Annotated in this window: 24 protein-coding genes and 3 pseudogenes; 13 read left to right on the top strand and 14 right to left on the bottom strand. The window is 65.0% G+C overall.

Annotated features, from left to right (window positions below; all coding sequences use genetic code 11):
- Positions 1 to 2 precede the first annotated feature (2 nt).
- From EV641_RS17290 to EV641_RS17280, 3 genes are read left to right on the top strand one after another with little or no spacing between them, the layout of a single operon-like run.
- The gene (locus EV641_RS17290) at positions 3 to 563 is read left to right on the top strand and encodes an AAA family ATPase (RefSeq protein ID WP_132473306.1); all 561 of its coding nucleotides are present in this window, start codon (positions 3 to 5) and stop codon (positions 561 to 563) included.
- A 10-nt stretch (positions 564 to 573) separates the two neighbouring features.
- Positions 574 to 1449 (top strand): aldo/keto reductase, encoded by an 876-nt coding sequence (locus EV641_RS17285; RefSeq protein WP_054719925.1) that lies wholly within the window; start codon positions 574 to 576, stop codon positions 1447 to 1449.
- Positions 1450 to 1499: 50 nt separating this feature from the next.
- The gene (locus tag EV641_RS17280) at positions 1500 to 2237 is read left to right on the top strand and encodes an acetoacetate decarboxylase family protein (RefSeq protein ID WP_241997315.1); all 738 of its coding nucleotides are present in this window, start codon (positions 1500 to 1502) and stop codon (positions 2235 to 2237) included.
- A gap of 48 nt (positions 2238 to 2285) precedes the next feature.
- Here EV641_RS17280 and EV641_RS17275 read toward each other — a convergent pair whose 3' ends face one another.
- From EV641_RS17275 to EV641_RS17265, 3 genes are read right to left on the bottom strand one after another with little or no spacing between them, the layout of a single operon-like run.
- Positions 2286 to 2954: a GntR family transcriptional regulator gene (locus EV641_RS17275; protein WP_132473304.1), complete on the bottom strand. Its 669-nt coding sequence runs from the start codon at positions 2952 to 2954 to the stop codon at positions 2286 to 2288.
- Positions 2941 to 3681, bottom strand: a complete 741-nt coding sequence (locus EV641_RS17270; RefSeq protein ID WP_199233289.1) for a maleate cis-trans isomerase — start codon at positions 3679 to 3681, stop codon at positions 2941 to 2943. Before EV641_RS17270 ends, EV641_RS17275 begins: the two co-directional genes overlap by 14 nt.
- A 13-nt stretch (positions 3682 to 3694) precedes the next feature.
- The gene (locus EV641_RS17265; protein ID WP_054715366.1) at positions 3695 to 4435 is read right to left on the bottom strand and encodes an Asp/Glu/hydantoin racemase; all 741 of its coding nucleotides are present in this window, start codon (positions 4433 to 4435) and stop codon (positions 3695 to 3697) included.
- A gap of 80 nt (positions 4436 to 4515) precedes the next feature.
- Here EV641_RS17265 and EV641_RS17260 point away from each other — a divergent pair, with 80 nt between their 5' ends.
- Both EV641_RS17260 and EV641_RS17255 read left to right on the top strand, forming a co-directional pair.
- Positions 4516 to 5490, top strand: coding sequence for a D-2-hydroxyacid dehydrogenase (locus EV641_RS17260; protein WP_132473300.1), 975 nt, complete (start codon positions 4516 to 4518; stop codon positions 5488 to 5490).
- 43 nt (positions 5491 to 5533) lie between these two features.
- The gene (locus EV641_RS17255; protein WP_132473298.1) at positions 5534 to 6907 is read left to right on the top strand and encodes an amidase; all 1374 of its coding nucleotides are present in this window, start codon (positions 5534 to 5536) and stop codon (positions 6905 to 6907) included.
- A 182-nt stretch (positions 6908 to 7089) separates the two neighbouring features.
- Here EV641_RS17255 and EV641_RS17250 read toward each other — a convergent pair.
- Positions 7090 to 8002, bottom strand: a pseudogene (locus EV641_RS17250) (helix-turn-helix domain-containing protein).
- 510 nt (positions 8003 to 8512) lie between these two features.
- Positions 8513 to 8842, bottom strand: a pseudogene (locus EV641_RS30280) (MerR family transcriptional regulator); the annotation flags it as partial.
- Between the two features lie 297 nt (positions 8843 to 9139).
- On the opposite strand from EV641_RS30280, the gene EV641_RS17240 reads away from it, so the two are divergent.
- From EV641_RS17240 to EV641_RS17225, 4 genes are all read left to right on the top strand, one after another.
- A complete protein-coding gene (locus tag EV641_RS17240; protein WP_054715384.1) occupies positions 9140 to 9562 on the top strand; it encodes an HSP20 family small heat-shock protein in 423 nt (140 codons plus the stop codon).
- Between the two features lie 39 nt (positions 9563 to 9601).
- Positions 9602 to 9955: a hypothetical protein gene (locus tag EV641_RS17235; protein ID WP_054715372.1), complete on the top strand. Its 354-nt coding sequence runs from the start codon at positions 9602 to 9604 to the stop codon at positions 9953 to 9955.
- 286 nt (positions 9956 to 10241) lie between these two features.
- On the top strand, positions 10242 to 10634 hold the full coding sequence (locus tag EV641_RS17230) for a J domain-containing protein (protein ID WP_132473296.1): 393 nt from the start codon (positions 10242 to 10244) through the stop codon (positions 10632 to 10634).
- A gap of 141 nt (positions 10635 to 10775) precedes the next feature.
- A complete protein-coding gene (locus tag EV641_RS17225) occupies positions 10776 to 11093 on the top strand; it encodes a MerR family transcriptional regulator (protein WP_054715375.1) in 318 nt (105 codons plus the stop codon).
- On the opposite strand, the gene EV641_RS17220 is transcribed toward EV641_RS17225, so the two are convergent.
- Positions 11094 to 11324, bottom strand: coding sequence for a hypothetical protein (locus EV641_RS17220; RefSeq protein ID WP_054715378.1), 231 nt, complete (start codon positions 11322 to 11324; stop codon positions 11094 to 11096).
- Between the two features lie 196 nt (positions 11325 to 11520).
- On the opposite strand from EV641_RS17220, the gene EV641_RS29505 reads away from it, so the two are divergent.
- Positions 11521 to 11907: a hypothetical protein gene (locus EV641_RS29505; protein ID WP_199233286.1), complete on the top strand. Its 387-nt coding sequence runs from the start codon at positions 11521 to 11523 to the stop codon at positions 11905 to 11907.
- Positions 11908 to 12053: 146 nt separating this feature from the next.
- Entirely contained in the window at positions 12054 to 13127 is a 1074-nt protein-coding gene (locus tag EV641_RS17210; protein ID WP_132473294.1) for a tellurite resistance/C4-dicarboxylate transporter family protein, read from the top strand.
- 79 nt (positions 13128 to 13206) lie between these two features.
- Here EV641_RS17210 and EV641_RS17205 read toward each other — a convergent pair whose 3' ends face one another.
- Genes EV641_RS17205 through EV641_RS17195 form a run of 3 tightly spaced genes read right to left on the bottom strand, consistent with a single transcriptional unit; the run spans position 13207 to position 15480 of the window.
- Entirely contained in the window at positions 13207 to 13683 is a 477-nt protein-coding gene (locus EV641_RS17205; protein WP_054719235.1) for an SRPBCC family protein, read from the bottom strand.
- Positions 13684 to 13722: 39 nt separating this feature from the next.
- A complete protein-coding gene (locus tag EV641_RS17200; protein ID WP_054719238.1) occupies positions 13723 to 14220 on the bottom strand; it encodes a DUF3830 family protein in 498 nt (165 codons plus the stop codon).
- A gap of 18 nt (positions 14221 to 14238) precedes the next feature.
- The gene (locus EV641_RS17195) at positions 14239 to 15480 is read right to left on the bottom strand and encodes an aminotransferase class III-fold pyridoxal phosphate-dependent enzyme (protein WP_132473292.1); all 1242 of its coding nucleotides are present in this window, start codon (positions 15478 to 15480) and stop codon (positions 14239 to 14241) included.
- A 111-nt stretch (positions 15481 to 15591) separates the two neighbouring features.
- Between EV641_RS17195 and EV641_RS17190 the strand changes: the two genes are divergently transcribed.
- On the top strand, positions 15592 to 17079 hold the full coding sequence (locus EV641_RS17190) for an NAD-dependent succinate-semialdehyde dehydrogenase (RefSeq protein WP_132473290.1): 1488 nt from the start codon (positions 15592 to 15594) through the stop codon (positions 17077 to 17079).
- 172 nt (positions 17080 to 17251) lie between these two features.
- Here EV641_RS17190 and EV641_RS17185 read toward each other — a convergent pair.
- The 5 genes and pseudogenes from EV641_RS17185 to EV641_RS17165 all read right to left on the bottom strand — a co-directional run.
- Positions 17252 to 17702 (bottom strand): annotated as a pseudogene (locus EV641_RS17185) (IS1380 family transposase); the annotation flags it as partial.
- 225 nt (positions 17703 to 17927) lie between these two features.
- The gene (locus EV641_RS17180) at positions 17928 to 18752 is read right to left on the bottom strand and encodes an SDR family NAD(P)-dependent oxidoreductase (protein WP_132473288.1); all 825 of its coding nucleotides are present in this window, start codon (positions 18750 to 18752) and stop codon (positions 17928 to 17930) included.
- Between the two features lie 49 nt (positions 18753 to 18801).
- Entirely contained in the window at positions 18802 to 19623 is an 822-nt protein-coding gene (locus EV641_RS17175) for a TIM barrel protein (RefSeq protein ID WP_054717247.1), read from the bottom strand.
- 19 nt (positions 19624 to 19642) lie between these two features.
- On the bottom strand, positions 19643 to 20146 hold the full coding sequence (locus tag EV641_RS17170; RefSeq protein WP_132473286.1) for a nuclear transport factor 2 family protein: 504 nt from the start codon (positions 20144 to 20146) through the stop codon (positions 19643 to 19645).
- Between the two features lie 31 nt (positions 20147 to 20177).
- Positions 20178 to 21233 (bottom strand): zinc-binding dehydrogenase, encoded by a 1056-nt coding sequence (locus EV641_RS17165; protein WP_132473284.1) that lies wholly within the window; start codon positions 21231 to 21233, stop codon positions 20178 to 20180.
- A gap of 266 nt (positions 21234 to 21499) precedes the next feature.
- On the opposite strand from EV641_RS17165, the gene EV641_RS17160 reads away from it, so the two are divergent.
- Complete coding sequence (locus EV641_RS17160; RefSeq protein WP_132473282.1) at positions 21500 to 22300, top strand: hypothetical protein; 801 nt, start codon at positions 21500 to 21502, stop codon at positions 22298 to 22300.
- The last annotated feature ends 4 nt before the right edge of the window (positions 22301 to 22304 follow it).

The following is a 22304-nucleotide window of genomic DNA, read 5'->3' as shown; positions in this document are numbered from 1 at the left end:
CGGTGCCTCTCCTCGACTCGGCGACGCCGCCACCCGACCGTCCCTGCCGCATCGTTGTGGCGGGGACGTCGGGCTCCGGGAAGACCACGCTCTCCGCCCGGCTCGGCGACGCTCTCGGTATCGAGCACATCGAGATCGATGGGCTGTATCACGGACCGAACTGGACGCCGCTGCCGTCGTTCGTTGCCGACGTCGAGGACTTCACCGCGAAGGCGCATTGGGTGACCGAGTGGCAGTACACGGTGGCGCGTCCGCTGCTGACCGACCGCGCCGATCTGATGGTGTGGCTCGATCTCCCCCGCTCCGTCGTGATGCGACAGGTGATCCACCGGACACTGCGACGCCGGATCCGCCACGAGGTGTTGTGGAACGACAACGTCGAGCCGCCGCTGCACACTATCTTCACCGACCGCACGCACATCATCCGCTGGTCGTGGTCGACGTACGGACTTTTCCGGGAGCGTATTCGCGAAGCTCTCGAGCGGTGTCCCGAACTGCCGATCGTGCAGCTGACGAGCCGATCCGACGTCGAACGGTGGCTCGGCCGGCTCGAGTCTCGTTAACCTCGTACACATGACGACTCCCGATATCACGCTGAATTCCGGAACCACCATCCCGCAGCTGGGCCTCGGGGTCTGGCAGGCCACGAACGACGAGACCGAGCACGCCGTCCGATTCGCAATCGACGAAGCCGGCTACCGGCACATCGACACCGCCGCCGCGTACGGAAACGAGGAGGGCGTGGGCCGCGCGCTCGCGGGCACCTCGGTCCCGCGCGAGGACATCTTCGTCACCACCAAGCTCTGGAACTCCGACCAGGGATACGAATCTGCGCTGAGGGCCTTCGACACGAGCCTCGCGAAATTGGGCACCGATTACGTCGACCTGTACCTGATCCACTGGCCGCTCCAGGACAACGATCGTCTGCTGCGCACGTGGGATGCCCTGGAGAAGATCGCCGAATCCGGCCGGGCGAAGGCCGTGGGTGTGTGCAACTTCGAGCCGCACCACCTGCAGTTGCTCGTCGACCGCGGTGGGCTTCCGCCGGCCGTCGACCAGGTGGAGCTGCACCCGAACCTTCCTCAGCATGCGATCCGCTCGACTGCCGCTGAGCACGGCATCGCGGTCGAGTCGTGGAGTCCGCTCGGCGGCACCAGCAACGCCGGTTGGGGGACGAATTCGAAGCCCAACACCCTGCTCACCGACCCCGTCATCGACCGGATCGCCGATCGTCACAGCAAGAGCGCGGCGCAGGTGCTGATTCGGTGGCATCTGCAGAACGGTCTGATCGTGATCCCGAAGTCGGTGCACGACGTGCGCATCGCCCAGAACATCGACGTGTTCGATTTCGAACTGTCCGACCTCGATCTCAGTGAGATCGACACCCTCGACAACGGCAATCGTGTGGGCGCGCATCCGGACGAGATGAACATCGGCGCACCGAAGTGAGCACTACCGCCCTGTTCCCTTAATTTCTAGAACGTGTTCTCATTGCTGGTATGAGTGACGTTCACATGGTGCTGGGCACTCCCGTCGAGATGCCCGTGCAGGTGCGCACGGCGACGGCGTTCATGGCCGTCTTCTCCGTCCCCGTCTCCCCTGCTCAGGCCCTGATCGACCACACCGGACTCGAGCTCCTGAAGTACCGCCCCGGCCGCGGACTGTGCACGCTCGTGTTCGTCGACTACGTCGACGGCGACCTCGGCCCCTACAACGAGTTCGGAGTCTGCTTCCTCGTCCGCGACCACGCCCGGCGCGGTGGCGGCGTGGCGCGGGATCTGCGCGCCCTCGCGACCGGAGGCGCGGGCGCGCTGATCCACCAGTTGCCGGTCGACGGAGAGTTCACGCGTGCAGCGGGTCGGGGCATCTGGGGTTTCCCCAAGATCCTGGCCGATTTCGACACCGACCACCGCAGCGCCACCAAGCGCGGAACTGTGAGCTGCGACGACGCGCTGATCGCAGAGATGTCGGTGGCCCCCGGCCTGCCCATGCCCGGCAAAGGCATCGCCGCGGCGCTGGCCGCATACTCGCACCTCGACGGCGTCACGCGTCGGACCACGTGGAACATGAATCCCAGCGGCGTGCGCACCCGGATCGGGGGTGCGACATTGCGGCTGGGCACCCATCCGATCGCCGAGGAGCTACGCGGCCTGGGTCTACCCCGACACGCGCTGGTCACGTCGTCGATTCCTGATCTGAAGATGGCATTCGGCGAGGCAGTCTCTCTCGGCGACTGACAAGAATGTGGATTCGAGCCCGGTTTCCGGGCTCGAATCCACACTTTCTCATTCGCCGACGCGGAGCCGATCGACGGTGTCGTGCAGGTGTTCGACGAGCAGTTTGCGTACCACGTCGGGTTCGGCGGTGCGGATCGCCTCGCGCAGCGCGACATGCTCGTCGACCTGCACGTGCAGATCCGGATAGGTCGTGTGCAGCGCTCCGAGGCACATGCGGGTCTCGACGAGTAGTGTGCGCGCCGACCGGATCAGCCGCGGGCTCGATGCACCGGCGACGAGGATCTCGTGGAACATCTGGTCGCCGTCGGAGACGCCGCTGGCGTCGCCCCGGTCCGCTGCCGCGCGCATCGCATCGATCGCCGTCCCGAGATCCTGCCACGTCTGCTCACGGCGTCCGTCGAGCACGAGGTCGAGTGCACCGCCTTCGATGACACGGCGATTGTTGTAGATGTCGACGACGTCGTCGAAGGTCAGTTCGGTGACGAAGATCCCGCGGTTGCGGATGCTGTAGAGCAACCCCTCGGACACGAGACGCTGCATGGCCTCACGTAAGGGCCCCCGCGACACGGCGAAACGTGTCGCGAGTTCGGCTTCGCCGAGCTGTGCGCCCGGTTCGATGGCGCCGCGGACGATGGCCGACCGCAGTTGATCGGCGATCAGTTCCGCCGTCGATGGTTGAGCCACGGGTTGGAAATCCCCGAGATCACCGAGCGCCATGATCGACACCTTCCTCGAACAGTGTGCCCAGTTCCGGGCGTCCTAGGTTATATCCCGCGAGCCGGAGGCCTTCCCACACCGTCACCTGATTGGCGGTGAGAACCGGCTTGCCGACGTGCGTTTCGATGTCCCGTAGGAAGCGCAGCGTATGCATGGCGGTGTCGGGCACGAGGAGCACCTGCGCATCGGGGTGATCGTTGGCTGAGGCGAGGTCGAGCACCTCACGGGAGGTGAGGGTGCCGACCTGGGCTGCAGTCTCGATGCCGGCACCGGTGAACGAGACGACGTCGATCCCGGCGGTGCGCAGGAAGTCGACGAAGAGCTCGCTCACGTCGCGCGGGTAGCTTGCGGCGACCGCGACGCGGGTTGCGCCGAGCGCACGCAACGCTTCGACGAATGCGAAGCTCGTGCTCGACGCGGGGATGCCACCTGCCGACGCCGAAAGCTGCTCGACCTGGCTGCGCGCGCCGTCCGGCCCGTACACGAAACTCCCGGACGTGCACGCCCACACGACGACATCCGGCGACTCCGGCCCGAGCTTCGCTGCCCCGGCGGCGAGTTTCTCGGGGCTGCCCAGGTCGAGTAGTTCGGGCACCGCATGCAGATCGGTTCCGTAGATGTGGGCGACGGGAATCCGGACGCCGAGAAGATCCGCGGCGAACGGGTAGTCGTCCTCAGCGGCGTGGTCGGGATAGATGATGCCGACTGTCGGGCGGCCGACCATCAGAAGACACCTCTCATCAGAAGACACCTCTCAACCACTGGCCGGGTCCCGTCATCGGCAGCCTCATCCGGCCGAGACACGCCCAGATCGTGAGCTGATTGGCCGTGAGCACCGGTTTGCCCAGTTCACGTTCCAGCGGTGCGATCAGGTCGTAGGTCGGCAGATTGGTGCAGCTGACGAAAACGGCTTCGGATTCGGGGGTATCGGCGCCGATGATGCGTTCGGCGATGGTGCGGTAGTTGACCTTCCAGATACCTCCACCGAGCCCCAGATGTTCGGAACGCAGAACCTCGGTTCCCGCTTCGGCGAGAAAATCGCGCAGAAGCAGAGTCAGCTCCTCGTCGTACGGGGTGAGCACCGAGATCCTGGTCAGGCCCAGCTCCCGGAGTGCTTCGAGCAGCGCCCCCGAAGTCGTCACCGCCTCGGGTGCCCCGGCCTCACAGATCGCGTCACACAGGGTCTTCTCGTACGCCACGCCCTTGACGAAGGACCCGGAACTGCAGAGATAGGCGACCACCTCGGGCTCGACCTGCAGGATGTCGCGGGTTGCGGCCATGAGGTGACGACGATCGGAGACGAGTTCGGCCATCGCCCTGCTCACCGCGACGGGCTCGAAGGGTGTGCGCGCGAGGTGCAGGCTCACTTCGAGTGGAGCCCAGCGCCACAACTCGCGTTCGAGCGCGAGGTCGAACGGTGCGATGATGCCGATGCCTCGCTGTGCGAGGGGTCCCTCGAATTCGGGGATGTTCAATTCCATAGGGCCCTCTGCTTCTACCCGAAGACACCACCATACGAGGATTGTTGACAATAATACGATGCCCTCATACGGTGTCAAACGTGACAGCGAACCCGGTAGTAGCGGTACTGCATGCCGAGACCGTGCCCGACACGAGACTCCTGGCCCCGGTGGCCGAACACGCCGAGATCCGCTACACCGACAGCGACGGCCTCGCCACCGTCCTCGAGGGCGCCGACGTGCTGTTCGTCTACGACTTCCTCACCGATGCACTCCCCCACGCGTGGCACGCTGCCGAGTCGCTGCGGTGGGTCCACGCGGCAGCCGCAGGCGTGGACCCCATCATGTTCCCGGCACTTCGCGACAGCGACGTCATCGTCACGAACTCACGCGGGGTTTTCGATCAACCCATCGCCGAATACGTCCTGGCACAGATCCTCTCGTTTGCGAAAGATCTCCCCGAGTCGTTGCGACTCCAGCGCGAGCACACGTGGCGACACCGCGAATCCGAACGCATCGCCGGACGAACCGCACTCGTCGTCGGGACCGGCCCCATCGGCCGCGCGATCGCACGCCTGCTCACCGCGGTCGGCATGAAGGTCCGAGGGTCGGGACGACGCGCACGCGACGACGACCCCGATTTCGGCATCGTGACCGCCACCGAAGACCTGCCCGAAGAACTCTCCGGCGCCGACTTCGTGGTCGTCGCCGCTCCGCTCACCGAGCAGACGCGCGGCATGTTCGACACGGCATTGTTCGGCGCGATGAAACCGAGTGCGCGGTTCGTGAACGTCGGACGCGGCGACCTCGTCCGCACCGACGATCTGGTCGAAGCGCTACGTTCCGGGGAGATTGCCGGCGCCGCACTCGACGTCGTCGACATCGAACCGCTCCCGCCGGAACACCCACTGTGGGATATTCCGAATGTCATGATCACACCGCATAATTCCGGCGACTTCACCGGATGGAGGGATGCACTCGTCGACGTGTTCGTCGACAACTTCCAGCGGTGGCGCTCCGGCGGCGACCTCGAGAACGTCGTCGACAAGCGCCTCGGTTACGTGCCGAGTACCTGAGCCTGACGCCCGGGAGCGGGCCCGAACACCAGGGAGGCAACGCATGAAGCCCACCGACATGACCGCCGTCGAAATGGTGACTGCCTTCTCCGCGGGTGAGCTGTCCCCGGTCGAGGCCACTCGGGCAGTACTCGACGACATCGCCGAGCGCGACCGCACCATCAACGCGTTCTGCCTCGTCGACGAGGAACGGGCGCTGGAACAGGCTCGCCGATCCGAGGAACGTTGGCGCACCGGATACGCAAAGGGACTGCTCGACGGGGTACCCATCTCGATCAAGGACATCTTCCTGACGAAGGACTGGCCGACACTGCGAGGTTCGCAGGCCGTCGACCCCGATCAAGCATGGGACGTCGACAGTCCCGCCGTCGCGCGCCTGCGCGAGGACGGGATGGTGTTCGTCGGCAAGACCACCACTCCGGAGATCGCATGGAAGGCCGTGACCGACTCGGCACTGTACGGAATCACCCGCAACCCGCTCGACACCACGAAGACGGCGGGCGGATCGTCCGGCGGGAGCGCCGCTGCTGTCGCCGCCGGCTTCGGTCCCTGCTCGATAGGCACCGACGGGGGCGGGAGCATCCGCATTCCCGCGGCGTTCTGCGGTGTCGTCGGATTCAAGCCGACGCACGGACGGATTCCACTGTTTCCGGCGAGCCCGTTCGGTCCGCTCGCACACGCCGGGCCGATCACCCGAACCGTCGAGGATTCCGCCCTGCTCCTCGACATCCTGGCGCTGCCCGACCCGCGCGACCCCACTGCGCTCGCACCTCCCGTCATGACATTCCGCGGAGCCCTGGATCGTGAGGTCGTCGGTCTCGGTGTCGCGTATTCGAAGACACTCGGCTACGTCTCGGTGGACCCCGAGGTCGGCGACATCGTCGACCGCGCGGTGCGCCGGCTCGCCGATGCCGGACTGGTCGTCACCGAGGCGGATCCCGGATTCGACGACCCGCTCGAGGCATTCGACGTGCTGTGGGCGTCCGGCGCCGCCGCGATGCTGAAGAACTTCCCCGAGGGCACCCGCGACAAGGTCGATCCAGGCCTCGGTCGAGTGTGGGAACGCGGCGAAATACTCAGCGCCGTCGAATATCTCGATGCACGTGCCGTCGCCGCCGCCGTGGGCATAACCATGGGCACATTCCACATGACGCACAACGTGCTGCTGACCCCCGCGGTGCCGATCCCCGCGTTCGAAGCCGGCCACGACGTGCCGCCCGGGTCGTCTGCAACCACCTGGCCGCAGTGGACGCCGTTCAGCTACCCGTTCAACCTCTCGCAACAGCCGGCAATCAGTATTCCGGCGGGGACGACGGCGGCGGGGCTTCCCGTCGGACTCCAGATCGTCGGGCCGCGGCACTCGGACGACCTGGTCCTCGCCGTCGCACGGTTCGCGGAGTATGCGCTGGCCGACTGAAGGGTTATGGAGTGCTCGGCCACAAAGTCATTCGAATCTCCTGTACTGCACTGAAGGCTGTGCGCGATACCCACACCCATGCTGACCCGATCACCATTCGTGGTACAAGTTCCGTAAGGAGCTTCTTTGCGCTCGGTCCGTGACGAGTATTCCGAATAACACCGCGTGGGCAGCAAAGTGCATCACGTCGGTTGCCGCCCGACCGGAAAACACGCCGACCGGAAGGCAATGGCTTCCGGTGACGGGTTCGCACATTGGATGAAATTTGTAATCGTCAACTGGCGATGACGCCGAATTATGTACCGCCGAATCATCGACGACTGCTCCGATGACTACTGTGATCGGTACCGTCGAGCACGAAGTACCGCAACGCGGTGAACTGCGCATCGATCCGGTTGAGCCACGAACTGTTCGTCGGGTGTACGCGATCTCGACGTTGTTCGCCTCTGCCCACCGAGCAACGCGTTGGCACTTCTTCGTGGTCAGGTGCGGTGAGAAGTAGTCGCACACGATCGCGATACGAACCTCCGCCGGGTAGAGAGTGCGCAGGTACCGGCAGAATTCGAGGAACTCGGTGCGGTTCTTCGTCGTCGTGACGTGCCCGAACAGCTCGTCCTCACCCAGGTCGTACGCGGCGAACAAGTGCCGCACCCCGTGCGGACGGGTATACGTCGCCCGCCGACGACGTTGCGGCTCCTGGTCCGGGTCCTTGGACCGTTGGAAGGTTTCCACTTCTTGAAACGAGACACCCTCCTCGCGAAGCCAACACGCGTAGACCTTCGTGGCTGATGTCGTCGACCACCCCTCGGCGACCAGGAACTCGGCGAGTTCGGTCAGGCTCCAGGTCGAGAACGGGAGATCGTGCTCGACGGGGGTGGACTTGGCGATCTTCTTGATCTCCCGGCGTTCAGGCGGAGTGAAGGTCCTGGGTCGGCCGCCGGCGTATATCGGGTAGAGCGAGTCGAATCCGTCGTTGTTGAAGTTGTGGATCACGTCGCGGACCCGGTCGGCGCTGGTGAAGCTGACTTCGGCGATCTTGGGAACCGGCATGCCTTCGTCGTCGTCGAGTTCTCGCACTCGTACTCGTTCTGCCACGACCGGGCTGACCGATTCCGTGGCCGACACGCCGCAACTGGTCCGCGTGTCGGCTACAACGGGGCAAAGGTTCACGGGTGCGGCGCTAGTCATCGGGATCAGCGTCCACAACAAGCTTCGCGTACGCCAGAGTATGGATCTGTAAACCGGATTCAGCTGTCTGCCGGCATCGCTTGATCGTCGACCGCATCGACGAACGCCTACAGACGCAGCACGCACAGGACGGCCCTACTCGCCCTCCTCGTACGCATCCCGATCGTCGTCGAACTGGGCAGGGGTTGCCTGTTCGAGCAGATCACCTTCGGGAACCTCCAATACCGGTTCCGCAGTAACCCCCGGCTCGCCGGCCGGGCCAACCGGAATGTCCTGCTCGAGTGTGTCGGCCTCGGGGGCATCCCATGACCGGTCCCCGACGTCGTCCGCGGACAGGTCGCCAGGGTCGGCGGGCAAGTCCTGTTCGATGCGATCGGCCTCTGGTGCGATATCGAATGGGTCGTGCATGGCACGTCTCCTCTCCTCTCGCAATCGAGCATTGGCTGCTTCTAGACGGCGGTTGTCGCGTTCGAGTTCACCGGTGCGAGACTCCAGATCGAGGACCCGGCGAATACCGACCAGATTTACCCCCGCCTCGATGAGTTCGGCGATCCTTTCGAGCCTGAGGAGGTCGTCATCGCTGTATCGGCGGGTGCCGCCCTCGGTCCTGGCGGGGGTGACGAGCCCGTGCTGCTCGTACAAGCGCAGGGCTTGCATCCCGAACCCCGACAATTCCGAAGCCACCGAGATGCCATACACCCCGCGACGGGACCGCGACGACTCGTCACGATCCGTTCCTACAGACATGAAGCCCTCCGACCTTCCGACGCTCCCGACTCGTATTCTACGACTATGGCAAGAGTAAATCTGTGTGTATTTCCAAAGATAATTAATCCTCTCGTAGTCAGCACGACGCGAGGTCGACCCAGCCTTAGGCACACCTGCAACTGCGTACGTCTCGCAGATAGGCGCGAAGGCATCTTGATTGCATCTACTTCAGAAATTTCCACCTAGGATCTTGCCTAATCAACAACAGAGTGCTATACCAAATCTGTAGCAATTACAGAAGGTTACCTATCGGGGAAGGTTCTGGAGGTGGACATGATGCTGATGCGTACAGATCCGTTCCGCGACCTCGACCGTCTGACGGAACAGATCCTGGGTACTACGGCACGACCGGCGGTGATGCCGATGGATGCTTGGCGTGAAGAGGACCGGTTCGTTGTGGAGTTCGATCTGCCAGGCGTGGAGGCGGACTCACTGGATCTCGATGTCGACCGGAACACGCTGACGGTGCGTGCCGAACGGCCTGCACGCGACGAGAACCAGGAAATGGTCGCTGCCGAACGACCGCGTGGAGTGTTCAGCCGGCAGTTGTTCCTGGGTGAAGGTCTGGACACGGACCAGATCGAGGCGAACTACGACGCCGGCGTGCTCCGTCTGACGATTCCCCTCGCCGAGAAGGCCAAACCGCGCAAGATTGCGATCAGCAGCGCAAATGGCGACAGGAAGGCGGTCACCGCCTGACGGACGCCCTGAGAAGAGCCCGGAAGTAGGTGAGATGCGATGGCACAGGCAATCGTGGTCGCCGAGGCGTACGCCACCGAGCCGCCGGAGCATACCGAACGCGAGGCAGTCCGGCCTTGGCACGAGCTCGAATACGCACTGCTCATAGCCGATTCGGACCGACTCCTCGCTGATTCACTCACGCCGCAAACTGTGGGTCTGCTTCGTCGGATGGCCATCGATCGGTCGGGCCGGTCGCATCCACCCGCGTTCGCTCCGAGTACGTGGGCGGTACACGCTACCCCGGACCGGCCGATCGGCGCCAAGCAACGCGCCCCTCCTCGACACTGCCGAACAGAACGAATAAATCTGTCCGACAACCTTATCCGCGAAGGGAGCATGACAGTCGAGTGAGAAGAAAGGGTGATGCCCACGACAACCGAGTTCGTCTGCTGAACGGGATTCGTCTCGCTGCCGTCCCTCTACGTCCGTCGTGTGGATCTTCGCGCAGAGCGACGAATCCCAGGCACCCCGCCCGGACACCGCCGACACAGTGAGTAGCGACGGCGCCGACCGCCCCTCACCCGAGAGCTCGCATCGACGCACAGCCACGACCGGCAGAGAATTCTTGTCGGCCGTGCCGGGCAGACGTGCCGACACCGCTTGTCGCGCAGTATCGCACGGAGGCGAGGCGACGGTGATGACCACCGAATGCGATCCGTACCGCGTGCTGGGGTTGCTCCCCTCGGCGTCCCGGGCCGAAGTCACCAGTGCATACCGGCGACTGTTGCGCGCACATCACCCGGACACCCGCACCACCGGCCGCGACACCGCCGAGCAGTGCGACGACGAGATACTCCGGCAGATCTTGGCTGCCTATGAGCTGCTGCGAGACCCCCAGCGCCGAGCGTCCCACGAACGAACCGTCACTCGGCCCGACACAAGGGCACGTGAGCGATCACCGCGGGAGCACTCCTCGCCGGACGGAAACACACCCCCGATCAGGACGGACGTTGCCGACGCCGGTACCTCGCCGCCGAGGCGTATCGGCCCGTTCGAGTTGTGGGTGGGCCCTGTGCGCCGGCACCGCTGATGGGGCCGCGTTTCGCCCTGCGATCCGTGCCAGTAGGTGCGCTGCGTTGATGCAAATTCATTGTTCAAACCGACATAGATTTGCGTTAGGGTCGTACAGAAGTATCTGTAAACGGTGCAACGTCGGAACCGGAGGCATGGGGTGGCACACGAGTCGACCCCCCGATCCCGCATCGGGGTGTACGGCATCACGGTGGCGTCCGAGCTGTCCGGTATCGAACCTCAGACGCTGCGACTGTACGAGCGGCGGGGCCTGCTCACTCCGGCCAGAACGAGCGGCGGTACCCGCCGCTACAGCGACGACGACCTGGTGATCCTGCAGCGGATCGGTGAACTCGTCGCCGACGGGATCAACATCGCCGGCGTTGCCCGCATCCTCGAGCTGGAAGCAGACAACCTGTACCTCGAGACTCAGCTCGAAAACCTTGGCGCGAAACGCGACACCCGGCGCAGCGAGTGATCACCGAACCTCGGCGTCCGGCGCGTCCATACCTAGGAAATGCCGCTCCGCGTGCACGAAGCACTCAGTCGCCGACGTGAACCCCGGCACGGACAGTTCGTCGAAGTCCGCCCACCCGTCGACGCCGTAGAGCAGGGTGTCTGTGTTCCAGACGAGTCGGACGTTGTCGAATCCGTATCGCGACACGAGATACCTGTGGTTCTTCAGTGCTATGCGCGTCTCGTCGGTCATCGCGATCGACCTCGCTACCCATTCGTGCAGAGCTTGAGTCGATGTATCTACGACACGACAAATAATCTTTTTCTTTCAACACAGAAAATCATACATTTCTGTGGATAGTTCTCGGCGCCGGTGCTAATTTGATCGGTGCACACAGTGGACTGAATCCGCAGTCGGCGGATTCAGTGTCGACAGGAGGTGCAGAACTGTGCGCGAACCTCGAGCCGAAGCCGCCTTCGAGACTTTCGAGACTTCTGACACAGGCAATCCGCCTGCTGTCGATATCACACGCTACGAAGTCATCCGCTGGCCCGACCCGAGTCCCCTGCAACCGTGGTGGGACTCGATCATGCGAGGCGAGATAATAAGGAACACTGACGAAAGCGGAGTCGCGCAGCGCTGGCTGATCCGGTGTGACCGCTGCGATCACCGGTACGGCACGATCGCGGCCAACCGGCTCGACGCGAACTGCGCAGCGCGTACCAACGGCTGGATCGTCGGCGACGAGTCACTGTGCCCCGGCTGCGCCCACGTCGCACAGGCGCAGCCCGGAGCGGCTCCCGCGGCGGGCGCGGCCCGAGGGAGTGCACGGTGATCGACGCGAAATGCCTTTACGGAACCTCGTGAGAATAGACGAATCACATGTTTCGTAAGTGACATTCGCTCGTCTGTTTCGGAGATGCCCCCCTGCTGTATGTGTTCTGCTCCTGGCCAACCAGATCGTCTGTCAGCATCAGGTTCGTGAAGAAGATCCTCACGTACACCCGCACGATGTCCCCGTCCGTGTTCGCCTTCGTCATGGCGACAGGCGTCGTGTCCGTCGGCATGCACGCGGTCGACCGGAATCTTGTCTCCCTCGTTCTTTGGGTGTGCGCCGGCGCCGGCTGGTTGACGCTTCTGCTGTTGCTCTGCGTGAGAGCGGTCATCGCCCCGGACCGGTTGCGCGCTGACTTCGGTGATCCGCACCGTGCATTCGGCCTCTTCACAGTGGTGGCGGGCACCTGTGTGGTAGGCATCCGGTTCGCGGTCGCGGATCTACTGGGGTGGGCCGTGGCGCTGTGGCTCTTCGGTCTCGCGCTGTGGCTCGTCCTCGGGTACGCGGTGCCGTGGCTCGTCGTGCTACGTGACCACCATCTTGGAAGGTCTGCGGCCGCAGATGACACCCCCGCCGCGCGCTCGGACCTCATCCGTGACATCGACGGAACCTGGTTCGTCTGGGTCGTTGCGATGCAATCGGTTGCCGTCCTGGCTGCGATGTTGCAGCCGCACCTGAACGGCACGCGCGACCTGGTCGCCGTCGTTGCCGTCATCGGGTGGGGTGCGGGACTCGGTCTCTATGCGGTGGTGGGCGCAGCCCTCGTCGTGCGGGTTCTGCGGTACGGGATCCCTGTGAACGAGCTCGGGCCCTCTTTCTGGGTGGTGATGGGCGCGTTGGCGATCTCGACGCTGGCCTCCGGGCATCTGCATGCGATGGCACCGACGAGTCCTGCAGCAAGTGCCGTGCATGGGGCGGCAGGTGGCGCGGCGCTCGCACTGTGGGGCTTCGCGACGTGGCTCGTTCCCGGCTTACTGCTGATGGGTATCTGGCGTCACGTACGGCGCCACGTCACGATCCGCTATACGACCGAGCTCTGGGCCATGGTCTTCCCCATGGGGGTCTACTCGGTGGCGAGCATGACCGTTGGCGGCACGCTCCGGATACCACTCATCGACGATGTCGGGCGTGTGTTCATCTGGGTGGCACTCACCGCCTGGGTGTGCGTCGCGGCGGATTTCCTGCTGCAGCAAACCATGTCACGGACCAACGTCGAATAGGTCCGTCGTCGAGAACTCGCGGATGCGCGCATCCTCGTTCGAAGCAGGCGAGTGCCGGCCACGCGACCGACGCGGAGCGTCAGCCCTCGAGGATTCGTGTGATCGCGGCGAGCGTCGTGGGGATGCCCTCCCGAGCAGCCTGTTCCCGCGCCGCGATCTCCCGCGGAGCCTCGGCGCCGAACCGCTTGTCGAAGAATTCCCTCCCGGCCTCACCGAACTCCCATGTCTCCGTCAACTCCGTGCCGCCGTCCGTGGGCTTGACGAGATAGCCCCAGCGCACCACTCCCGGACCGACCGACCACGCGAACTCCCGGCCAGGATCAGCGACGACGACCTCCGAGCGTGTCTCCCAGGTGCGGTCCGGGGTCACGTTCCGCCCGGTGAAGAAGGCACCGACCTCGGGTCCCTGACCCTCGTCCCACCAGCACTGGGTGCACACCGGCGACCACTCACCGGTCCGGGTCACATCCGACACCAACGCGTACACCTCCTCCGGAGTGGCGCGCACGACGACAGAGGACTGGAGGGTCAGAGGCAAGGTCTGCATGGGCCCCATCCTGCCTGCTCCCCCCACGGGGCCGTCAGGGTGACCCGTCTACGGCTCTCGGGCGAAGGTCAATGTCTCCCCCGCTACCCCCTGGATCCACAGGTCGTTGCACGCCACGGCGAGTTCGGGCAGCCCGTCCTCGATGGTCGCGAACACATTTCCCGGCACCCACCCGACGTCACCATTGATCAGCAGGTTGTTGCGGCCGTAGAACAGCGCCAGATCGGTAGCGCCCTGCTCGTGGTGGGCCTCTGATCCCGGTTCGTACCCGTACGCCGGGTTGCCGATCTCCCACGGCTCGAAGTCGAACAGGCACACATCACCGGGAATCGGCGTCACCGTGGGATTTTCACGATGTGGCGCTGTCGCAATCCGCGGGACGAGCGTATAGAGCTCGTTGCGTGCGTATTTCGCGTGGAACGCGGCGCCGCTCTGTGGTAGCGCGTTCCACACCGACTCGCACGTCAGCGGCGCCTCCACTTCGAGGAGTCTTGCGCGGCAGGAGATGCCACGTTTGTCGAGCGTGATCGTGATGAAGCGAGCCACAGAACCTCCTGAACGCAATCAGACTTCGTCGAGCACCTCGGACCAGATGCCGAGGCCGTCCTCGATCTGGTCGGACGTGACGATGAGCGGCGGAATCATTCGTACGACATTCATGTACGCGCCGCACATCAGGAGCAACAGCCCCTTGCTTGCCGCGAGTTTCTGTGCAGCTGCTGCGCGTTCGCGATCGGGCTCGCCGTCTGCTGTGACGAACTCGCTGCCCACCAACAGCCCCAGGCCTCGCACATCACCCACGGCATCGGTCGCCCGGGAGCGCGCACCCGCGAGCAGTTCGACACCGCGCGCCGCGGCGTTCTCGACGAGGCCTTCCTTCTCGATGACATCGAGTGTTGCCACCGCTGCCGCACACGACACGGCATTGGCACCGTAGGTTCCGCCCTGGGACCCCGGCCATGCCTTGGCCATGAGCTCTTCGGATGCCGCGATGCCGGACAGGGGGAAACCGCTGGCGAGGCCCTTCGCGATCGTGATCACGTCGGGCCGGGTGTCGAAGTGCTGGTGTCCGAAGAACTTGCCTGTGCGTCCGAATCCGGTCTGGATCTCGTCGAAGACGAGGAGGATGCCATGCCGGTCGGCGCGCTCACGCAATCCTTGGAAGAATCGGGTGTTGCCCGGTACGTAACCACCCTCGCCGAGAACGGGTTCGACGATGAACGCCGCGGTTTCGGCCGGCGACGTGACCGTCGCGAAGAGGTAGTCGAGTTCTTTCAGTGCGAAATCGGTGGCCTGTTCCTCGGTCCATCCGTAGCGGTAGGCGTTGGGGAACGGCGCGATGTGCACGCCACCCATCAGGGGGCTGAACCCCGCGGAGAATCGGGTGCCCGAGGTGGTCATCGACGCGGCGGCGACGGTGCGGCCGTGGAATCCGCCGTGGAACACGATCACGTTGGGACGTCCGGTGGCCTGGCGGGCCAGGCGCAGCGCGGCCTCGACCGCCTCACTCCCCGAGTTCGCGAAGAACAGCGAGTCGAGTCCCTCGGGCAGGACGGCGCCGAGCCTTTCGGTGAGTTCGAGCAAGGGTTTGTGCATGACGGTCGTGTACTGGCCGTGGATCAGCGAGCCGATCTGACGTTGCGCCGCTTCTACGACGTGCGGGTGGCAGTGACCGGTGCTGGTGACACCGATTCCCGCCGTGAAGTCGAGATATCTGCGCCCGTCGGTGCCGTAGATGTAGCTGCCGGCGGCGTGGTCGACGGTGACGGGCGTGGCTTGCTGAAGCAATGGAGACAGTCGAGTCATGACAACCCTCCCGGGTTCGGCGACCGAGTTCGAATCCCAATCCTATTGTTGGATTGTTGACAATATGCATAACATGGGCGGAGGCCGAAGGCAACGGACGAAAGGCATGCCATGCCCGATCAGGCGGTCACTCAGAACGACAAGCTCAGCCCGAACGAAGACGCAGCCATCCGCACGGTCCCGACGGGCCTCTTCATCAACGGGCAATGGCAGGACGCCGACCGCACGATGCCCGTCGTCGATCCGTCCACCGAACGGGAGTTGTGCTCGGTCGCCGACGCGAGCCCCGCCGACGGGATGCGCGCTCTCGACGCCGCGGCAGCGGCCCAGGACTCGTGGGCGCAGACGTCACCGCGTGAACGCTCGACGATCCTCGCGGACGCGTATCGGCTCATGATCGAGAACGTCGACCGGCTCGCGCTGATCATGACGCTCGAGATGGGTAAGCCGCTTGCCGAGGCACGCGGCGAGGTCAGCTACGCGGCCGAGTTCTTCCGCTGGTTCGCCGAGGAGGCCGTCCGCATCGACGGCGGCTACATGCAGGCCCCCGCGGGCGGATCGAGGTTTCTCGTCACCCGGCAGCCGGTGGGCCCGACTCTGCTCATCACCCCGTGGAACTTCCCGATGGCGATGGGCACCCGCAAGATCGGCCCGGCCATCGCCGCCGGCTGCACGAGCGTGATCAAGCCGGCGTCTCAGACCCCGTTGTCGATACTCGCCCTCGCCGACCTGCTCAGTGAGGCGGGACTTCCACCCGGGGTCGTCAACGTCGTCACCACGTCGCAGTCCGACGACGTGATGGCCCCGCTGATCCTCGATCCGCGTTCGCGCAAGTTGTCGTTCACGGGATCGACCGGAGTCGGCAAACACCTGCTCGAACTGTGTGCGCGCACCGTCATGCGCACCTCGATGGAGCTCGGCGGCAACGCCCCGTTCCTCGTGTTCGACGATGCGGATCTCGACGCCGCCGTCGACGGCGCGATGGCCGCGAAGATGCGCAACATCGGGCAGGCCTGCACCGCCGCGAACCGTATCCTCGTCCAACGCGGTGTCGCCGAGGAATTCACGAAGCGCCTCACCGAACGCATGTCCGAGCTGCCGATGGGTCGCGGTGTCGAGGACGGGGTGGTCGTCGGGCCGCTCATCAACCGCGCCGCCGTCGACAAGGTCGGCGAGCTCATCGATGACGCCGTCGCCCGCGGCGCGACCGTCGCGCTCGGCGGCACCCCGGTCGACCGACCCGGATACTTCTATCCCGCGTCGGTACTCACCGACGTCGCCGACGACGCGCAGATGTGCCACACCGAGATCTTCGGTCCGGTCGCGGCGATCAGCACCTTCGAAACCGAGGAGGAAGCGGTCCGCCGCGCCAACGACACCCCCTTCGGGCTCGTGTCCTACGTCTACACCGAGAATCTGCGACGGGGGCTGCGCGTGTGCGAAGCGCTCGAAGCCGGGATGGTGGGGCTGAATCAGGGAGTGGTCTCCAACCCCGCCGCACCTTTCGGCGGGATCAAGGAGTCCGGGCTCGGGCGCGAAGGCGGTTTCACCGGAATCGACGAGTTCCTCGAAACCAAGTACATCGGCGTGGCCCTCTGACAGTTCCGCTCCTAACCTCGATTTTTCGCGCAGCCTGACCGAAGGTCGGGTTTACGTCGTTCGATGCTGATTTGGTGTCAGGGCGCGAGGATGTGCCCGATGCCGCTCGGGTGGGCGCCCGGTTCCACCGTCCGGGGTGCCTTTCGCGTGTCGTCGGAACAGGCCATCGCGGTCAGGTGAAGGCGCAGCGGATTCGTTGCCGGGCGTCCGCGATCGCGTGTGCCCACTGCCAACTCGCATCGATCCGCATCCGGACCTGCCGGGGCAACGCGGGTGATCCGAGCCGCGACATGGAGCACGCGGTAGCGGAACGCACCGATCTCACACCACGCCAGATCCGGATGCTCCCGGAAACCGAGAAGCTTCGTCCAGGCGACCAGATCGGTCGACGGGCGCAACTCCAGCCCGGCCGACCCGCCGGGGACCTGCCCTCGCGGGGTGTCGGTGATGAACCCGGTGATCCGGTGCCCGTCCGAATCGGTGAAGCGTAGCTGCGCCCCCGGATACGGACGTTCCTTACGCAGCACCAACCGGGTGCCGTCCGGCCAGGCATCGAGGCCGACCAGATCGGTGGCCTCCGCCACCCAGGCACCGTCACGGACCTCGCCGTCGGCATCGATCGCCGCCGTCCACGCCGCTCGGGCGTTGAGGATCTCGGCGGCGGTATTGCTCCCACCGCGCCCGTCGGTGGAGATTTTCACCCGTGAACCTGCTGCGTTATTCTTCACCTGCGAAGTGCCTTCTTGTCAGCATTGTGGAACCGTAGAGAAGTCCCATTATGCCCTGCAGGACAGGCACTTTCGCTTATCTACACGTGCCGAGCGGTGAACAACCACGAATTTTCCAGGCTAACCATTCCGCACCGAGGCGACATCCTGCTCGTCGCTCACACCCAGGCTTCGGCTCAACGCGAGCACGGCATCGCGGCGGCTCAGCGCCCCGAACGGTGAGCCACCGGTCGGGTTGCTGCTGCCGCAGATCCAGGTGGGGCCGTCGGAAAGGTGCTCCAGCGCCTCCTCAGCGACGTCGGACGGGTCGGCGAGGTCCCGGCGGGAGTCGCCCGCGGCACCGAGCGCTCGATGCATCGACGGGGTGTCGGTCGCACCGAGCACGAGTCCGAGAACATCGACCCCGCTGCCACGCCACTCGGCCCACAGACTCTCCGCCAGGATCAGATCGAACGCCTTGGTGGCGCCGTAGGTGGCGAGGGTAGGCCCTCCCACCCAGGCGGCCCCTGAGGTCACGAGGACTACGGCGCCACGGCCCCGCGCCACCATCGGCCCACCGAACCTGTACGCCGCGTCGACAACACTCGTGCAGTTGCGGTGCACCAGCGACAGGTGCGTCGCGAGGTCCTTGTCGAGGAACGCGGCGCTGCGATCGTCGCTACCCGCGTTGTAGACGAACAACCCGACCTCGAGGTCGGAGGTCGCGACATCGAGCTCGGCCGGAGCATCGGACGCACTGAGGTCGAGTTGGACCGTACGCACTTCGACGCCGTGCTTCGACCGGATTTCGGCCGCGCGGTCGTCCAGCACCTGTTGTCGCCGCGCCACCAGCACAATGTTCATGCCGCGGGCGGCCATACCGTGGGCGAAGGCCGCACCTACCCCATCGGAACCGCCGGCGATGATGCCCCACTGTCCATATTTACCGGCCAAGTCTGTCGTCACTGTTCGGTCCTTGTCGTCCTGATGGATTCGGGTTTCGGGGCCGTCTGCGTCATATCGACGGCCATGTCTGTGCCAGCAATTCACGTGCTGCCCGGACACATCGGCCAGCGCGCGATGTCGTCGATTCGCCTGCTTCGGCCCTCGAGCGCATGGGCACCTCGAGGCCGATCACGACGTCCGACGGCATCACAGCAAGCATCTCCAGCAGCGGAAGTTCCCCTTCGCCCGGCACCATCCTGTCGGTGGTGTCGTCGCGGTACACAGCTCCACGCTGCTCGATCGTGTGATCACTGAGCTGCACATATCCGATCAACGTGGGATCGACCGCCGCGAGCTCTCGCGCAGTGTGCCCTGCGCGTGCGAGGTGCATGGTGTCGATGAGGAGGCGGAAGTCCGGGTGCGCCACATGGCGGACCGCGGCGAGCGCGGTATCCAGGTCCGGCACCGACATGGATGGAGCGAACTCGACAGTCGTCTCCATTCCTCTCTCAGCAGCCATCTCTGCGAGTATTCGGAACTCGTCGAAGCTGCGGTTCAAATCTGAATCCATGCTCGTGGTGTTGATCCTTGCCACGCCGAGCTCCGCCATGACGTCCAGGCTGCGGGCCTCGTCGCGGATTTCTCTGCCAGGCCGGGCGAGGAACCCTTCGCCGAGTGAGATCGTGACCCCGGTGTCGCGCATCGCCGCGACCATCCGGCGCCGGAGCGACGTGTCATCCAACAGCGAGTACGGCTCGTATCCGTGTGGGTTGAACGCGCCGCCTGTCAGTCCGATCGCAATGTAGGGGCAGTCGAGTTCTGCCGCCAACTCGACGAACTCGACCGGTGGGAGTCCGAAAACAGTCTGGTGCTCGATCGCCAGAAGATCCATGTGGAGCCTTCCTCGCTGCTCAGCCGGACTCGACCGACGGCGCAAGCATCTCTCGATGCTCGGCGGTCCCGTCGAGATTGGCATTGATCCGTTCCTCGATCCGCCACCCGTTCTGGGTGCGCACCCAGCGCCAGGTGTTCGCGGAGACCCGCGCGACCCAGAACCGGTCGGCGGCGGCATCCCAGCGGATGTTGAGCGCGTAGCTGCGGCCGGTCGCCCGGTTACCGTCGACCACGATGTGCGGCACGGTCAGGACGTGGCCGCAGCCGTCTCGGATCAGACTCTGGTGGCCGTCACCGTGCACCATGCCGGCGATCTCGTCGCGCCCCCGCATCCGCCGCTGTGGGACGGCGTCGAAGGTGCCGTCGTCGGTCCAGAGTGCGGCCGCAGCCTCCCCGGAACCGCTGTCGACGGCGGGCCCGTACCGAGCGACGAGTTGCATGATCTCGACCTGGTCCTCGAGAGCCCGAACCTTGGCGGCCAGCGCCGCGATCGTGTCTCGCAGTTCACCTATCTCGTTCACTCTCAGCCCTTTCCATTCGTCGCACACCCGTTCACGGAACAACGATGATGCGTGCGGGCCCGTTGGCGTCGCGGGAGGCGTCGAGAGCCTCGGGCACCTCGTCGAGGCCGACGGACCGGCCCAGCATCGGCGTGACGTCGAGGCTGCCCGAACAGACCGCTTCGAACGCTGCATCCCAGTGATCCGGCCACGGTCCGCCACCGAATTGGATATTGAGACCCTTCCGCTTGGCAGTCATGGTGTGCAGATGATCGCCTTCCGGCGGGCCTCCGACCGAGAAGATCCGAGTGCCGCGTTCACATCCCTTGATGATCGAATCGAGCACCCCGGGAAGACCCACGCACTCGAACACCACACAACCCGGCAGGCCGGCTGCTGCCATCATGTCCCTCATCGACGCGGCCGAGCCGGACGCCACATCGCGCCATGCCTGGAACGGTGAGATCTCCGCGGGATCCACGACCACGTCGGCGCCCATCAACCGGGCCGTCTCTCGCCGAGACTCGACGAAGTCGACCGCCACGATCGGGCCGATACCGAGCCCCTTCAAGGTCGCGATCGTCGACAGCGCAATAGCGCCACAGCCGATGACCAGCGGCACCTCCCGCGTCGTCATCCGAGCGCGTGCTGCCGCCGACCATCCGACCGCAATTGCGTCCGCGACACACACGACCTCGCTCGGCAGATCTGACGCCACCACCCGAGCGCCGACCTCGTCGATGAGAAAGTATTCGCCGAAGCCGCCGGGGGTCTCAGGATTCTGGCCGATGATCTTGCGACCGCCGGGGGTGGCCAGTACCGGCAGCGAGCTCACCCGTGTGCCGCGGGCGATCCGGCGGTCCGTGTCCGGGCCGTAGTCGACGACCTCCGCGCAGAACTCGTGGCCCATGACGATGTCGACGTCCTGATCGTAGGTCGACATCCCGCTGTCGTCGTCGGCGCCCGCTTCCGGGTGATCCATGAAGTGCAGGTCCGAGGCGCAGATCCCGCACGCCAATGATCGGACGAGAAGTTGCCCCGCTCCGGGTATCGGATCGTCGATGATCCGAGGCTCGACGGTCCCTCTTCGCAGTACAGCAGCACGCATCGTCTTCTCCTCCTGGAGTATTCAGCCCTTCCCTTGAAGGACGCTAGCGACTCGAGGTCAATTACGGAAGACAGTCTCCTGATATTATCGAATTGCATCTGCCCAGAATCCAGAGGTGCTGATCTGCTGCAAAGCCCCCGATGACTTCGAACAGCGGTCGGTTCGGTGCGTTCGTCTTCCGACTCGACAGTCGAAACCGAATACCTCGGCGTAGCGCTGTAGCCGTACGGCCGACGGGAGGAGCGATTCCCTGACAGGATCGCCCCATGCTGGCCACGACGGTGGCGCGGTTCCGCGCCGAGTTGAACACCCACCCGGTGGGTCGTGCGCTCGAGCGCATTCTGGTGGGGCTCGGGCGGATCGAACTCGTCGACCGCTCGATGACGCTCGCGGCGCAGCTGTTCACCTCGGTGCTTCCCGTCATCATGGCCGCGTCGGTCCTCGTCGACACGTCCGGAGTTCGGGAGTCTCTGCTCGCACCGTTCGGCGTCGATCCCGATGTACTCGTCCAGGACGGGTTCGAGGTGACGTCGGAAGCAGCGGCATTCGGCGCGGTGGGGCTGCTGATGGTGCTCATCAGCGGCACGTCGTTCGCACGTGCCCTCGGCAGGGTGTACGGGAAGATCTGGGACACGCCCGTGCTGCGCCTGTCCCACGCGTGGCGGTGGTGCGCGGTTCTGCTTCTGGTAGCGGCATCCGCTCTGCTCACCGGGCTGATTCACCAGCTCGGTTCACCGATTCTCGCGGTGATCGCCCAGTGGTGCATGTGGGTCTGCGTGTGGACGGCGTGCCCCACGCTGCTCACGTCGGGACTCGTTCCCACTCGTGTACTGGTCGCGACAGGAGTTCTCACCGCCACTCTCCTGACCGCGGTCAGCGTCGGAGGACGGGTGGCGCTGCCCCACGTCACTGCCAGTTCCGAAGCGCATTTCGGGACGCTCGGGATCGTGTTCACGATGGTCGGGTACCTGTTCGTCGTCGCGATTGCGCTCGTGGCGTCGCCGGTGATCGTCCAAGCGCTCATTGGCGACAACGACTCCGGAGACGTCGAGACCCATCCATACTGAGTCG

This window comes from Rhodococcus sp. SMB37 (genome assembly GCF_004345605.1).
In the GTDB taxonomy this organism is placed as follows: domain Bacteria; phylum Actinomycetota; class Actinomycetes; order Mycobacteriales; family Mycobacteriaceae; genus Rhodococcus.
The sequence above is the reverse complement of the archived record's forward strand: the minus strand, read 5'-3'. Positions and strand labels throughout refer to the sequence as shown.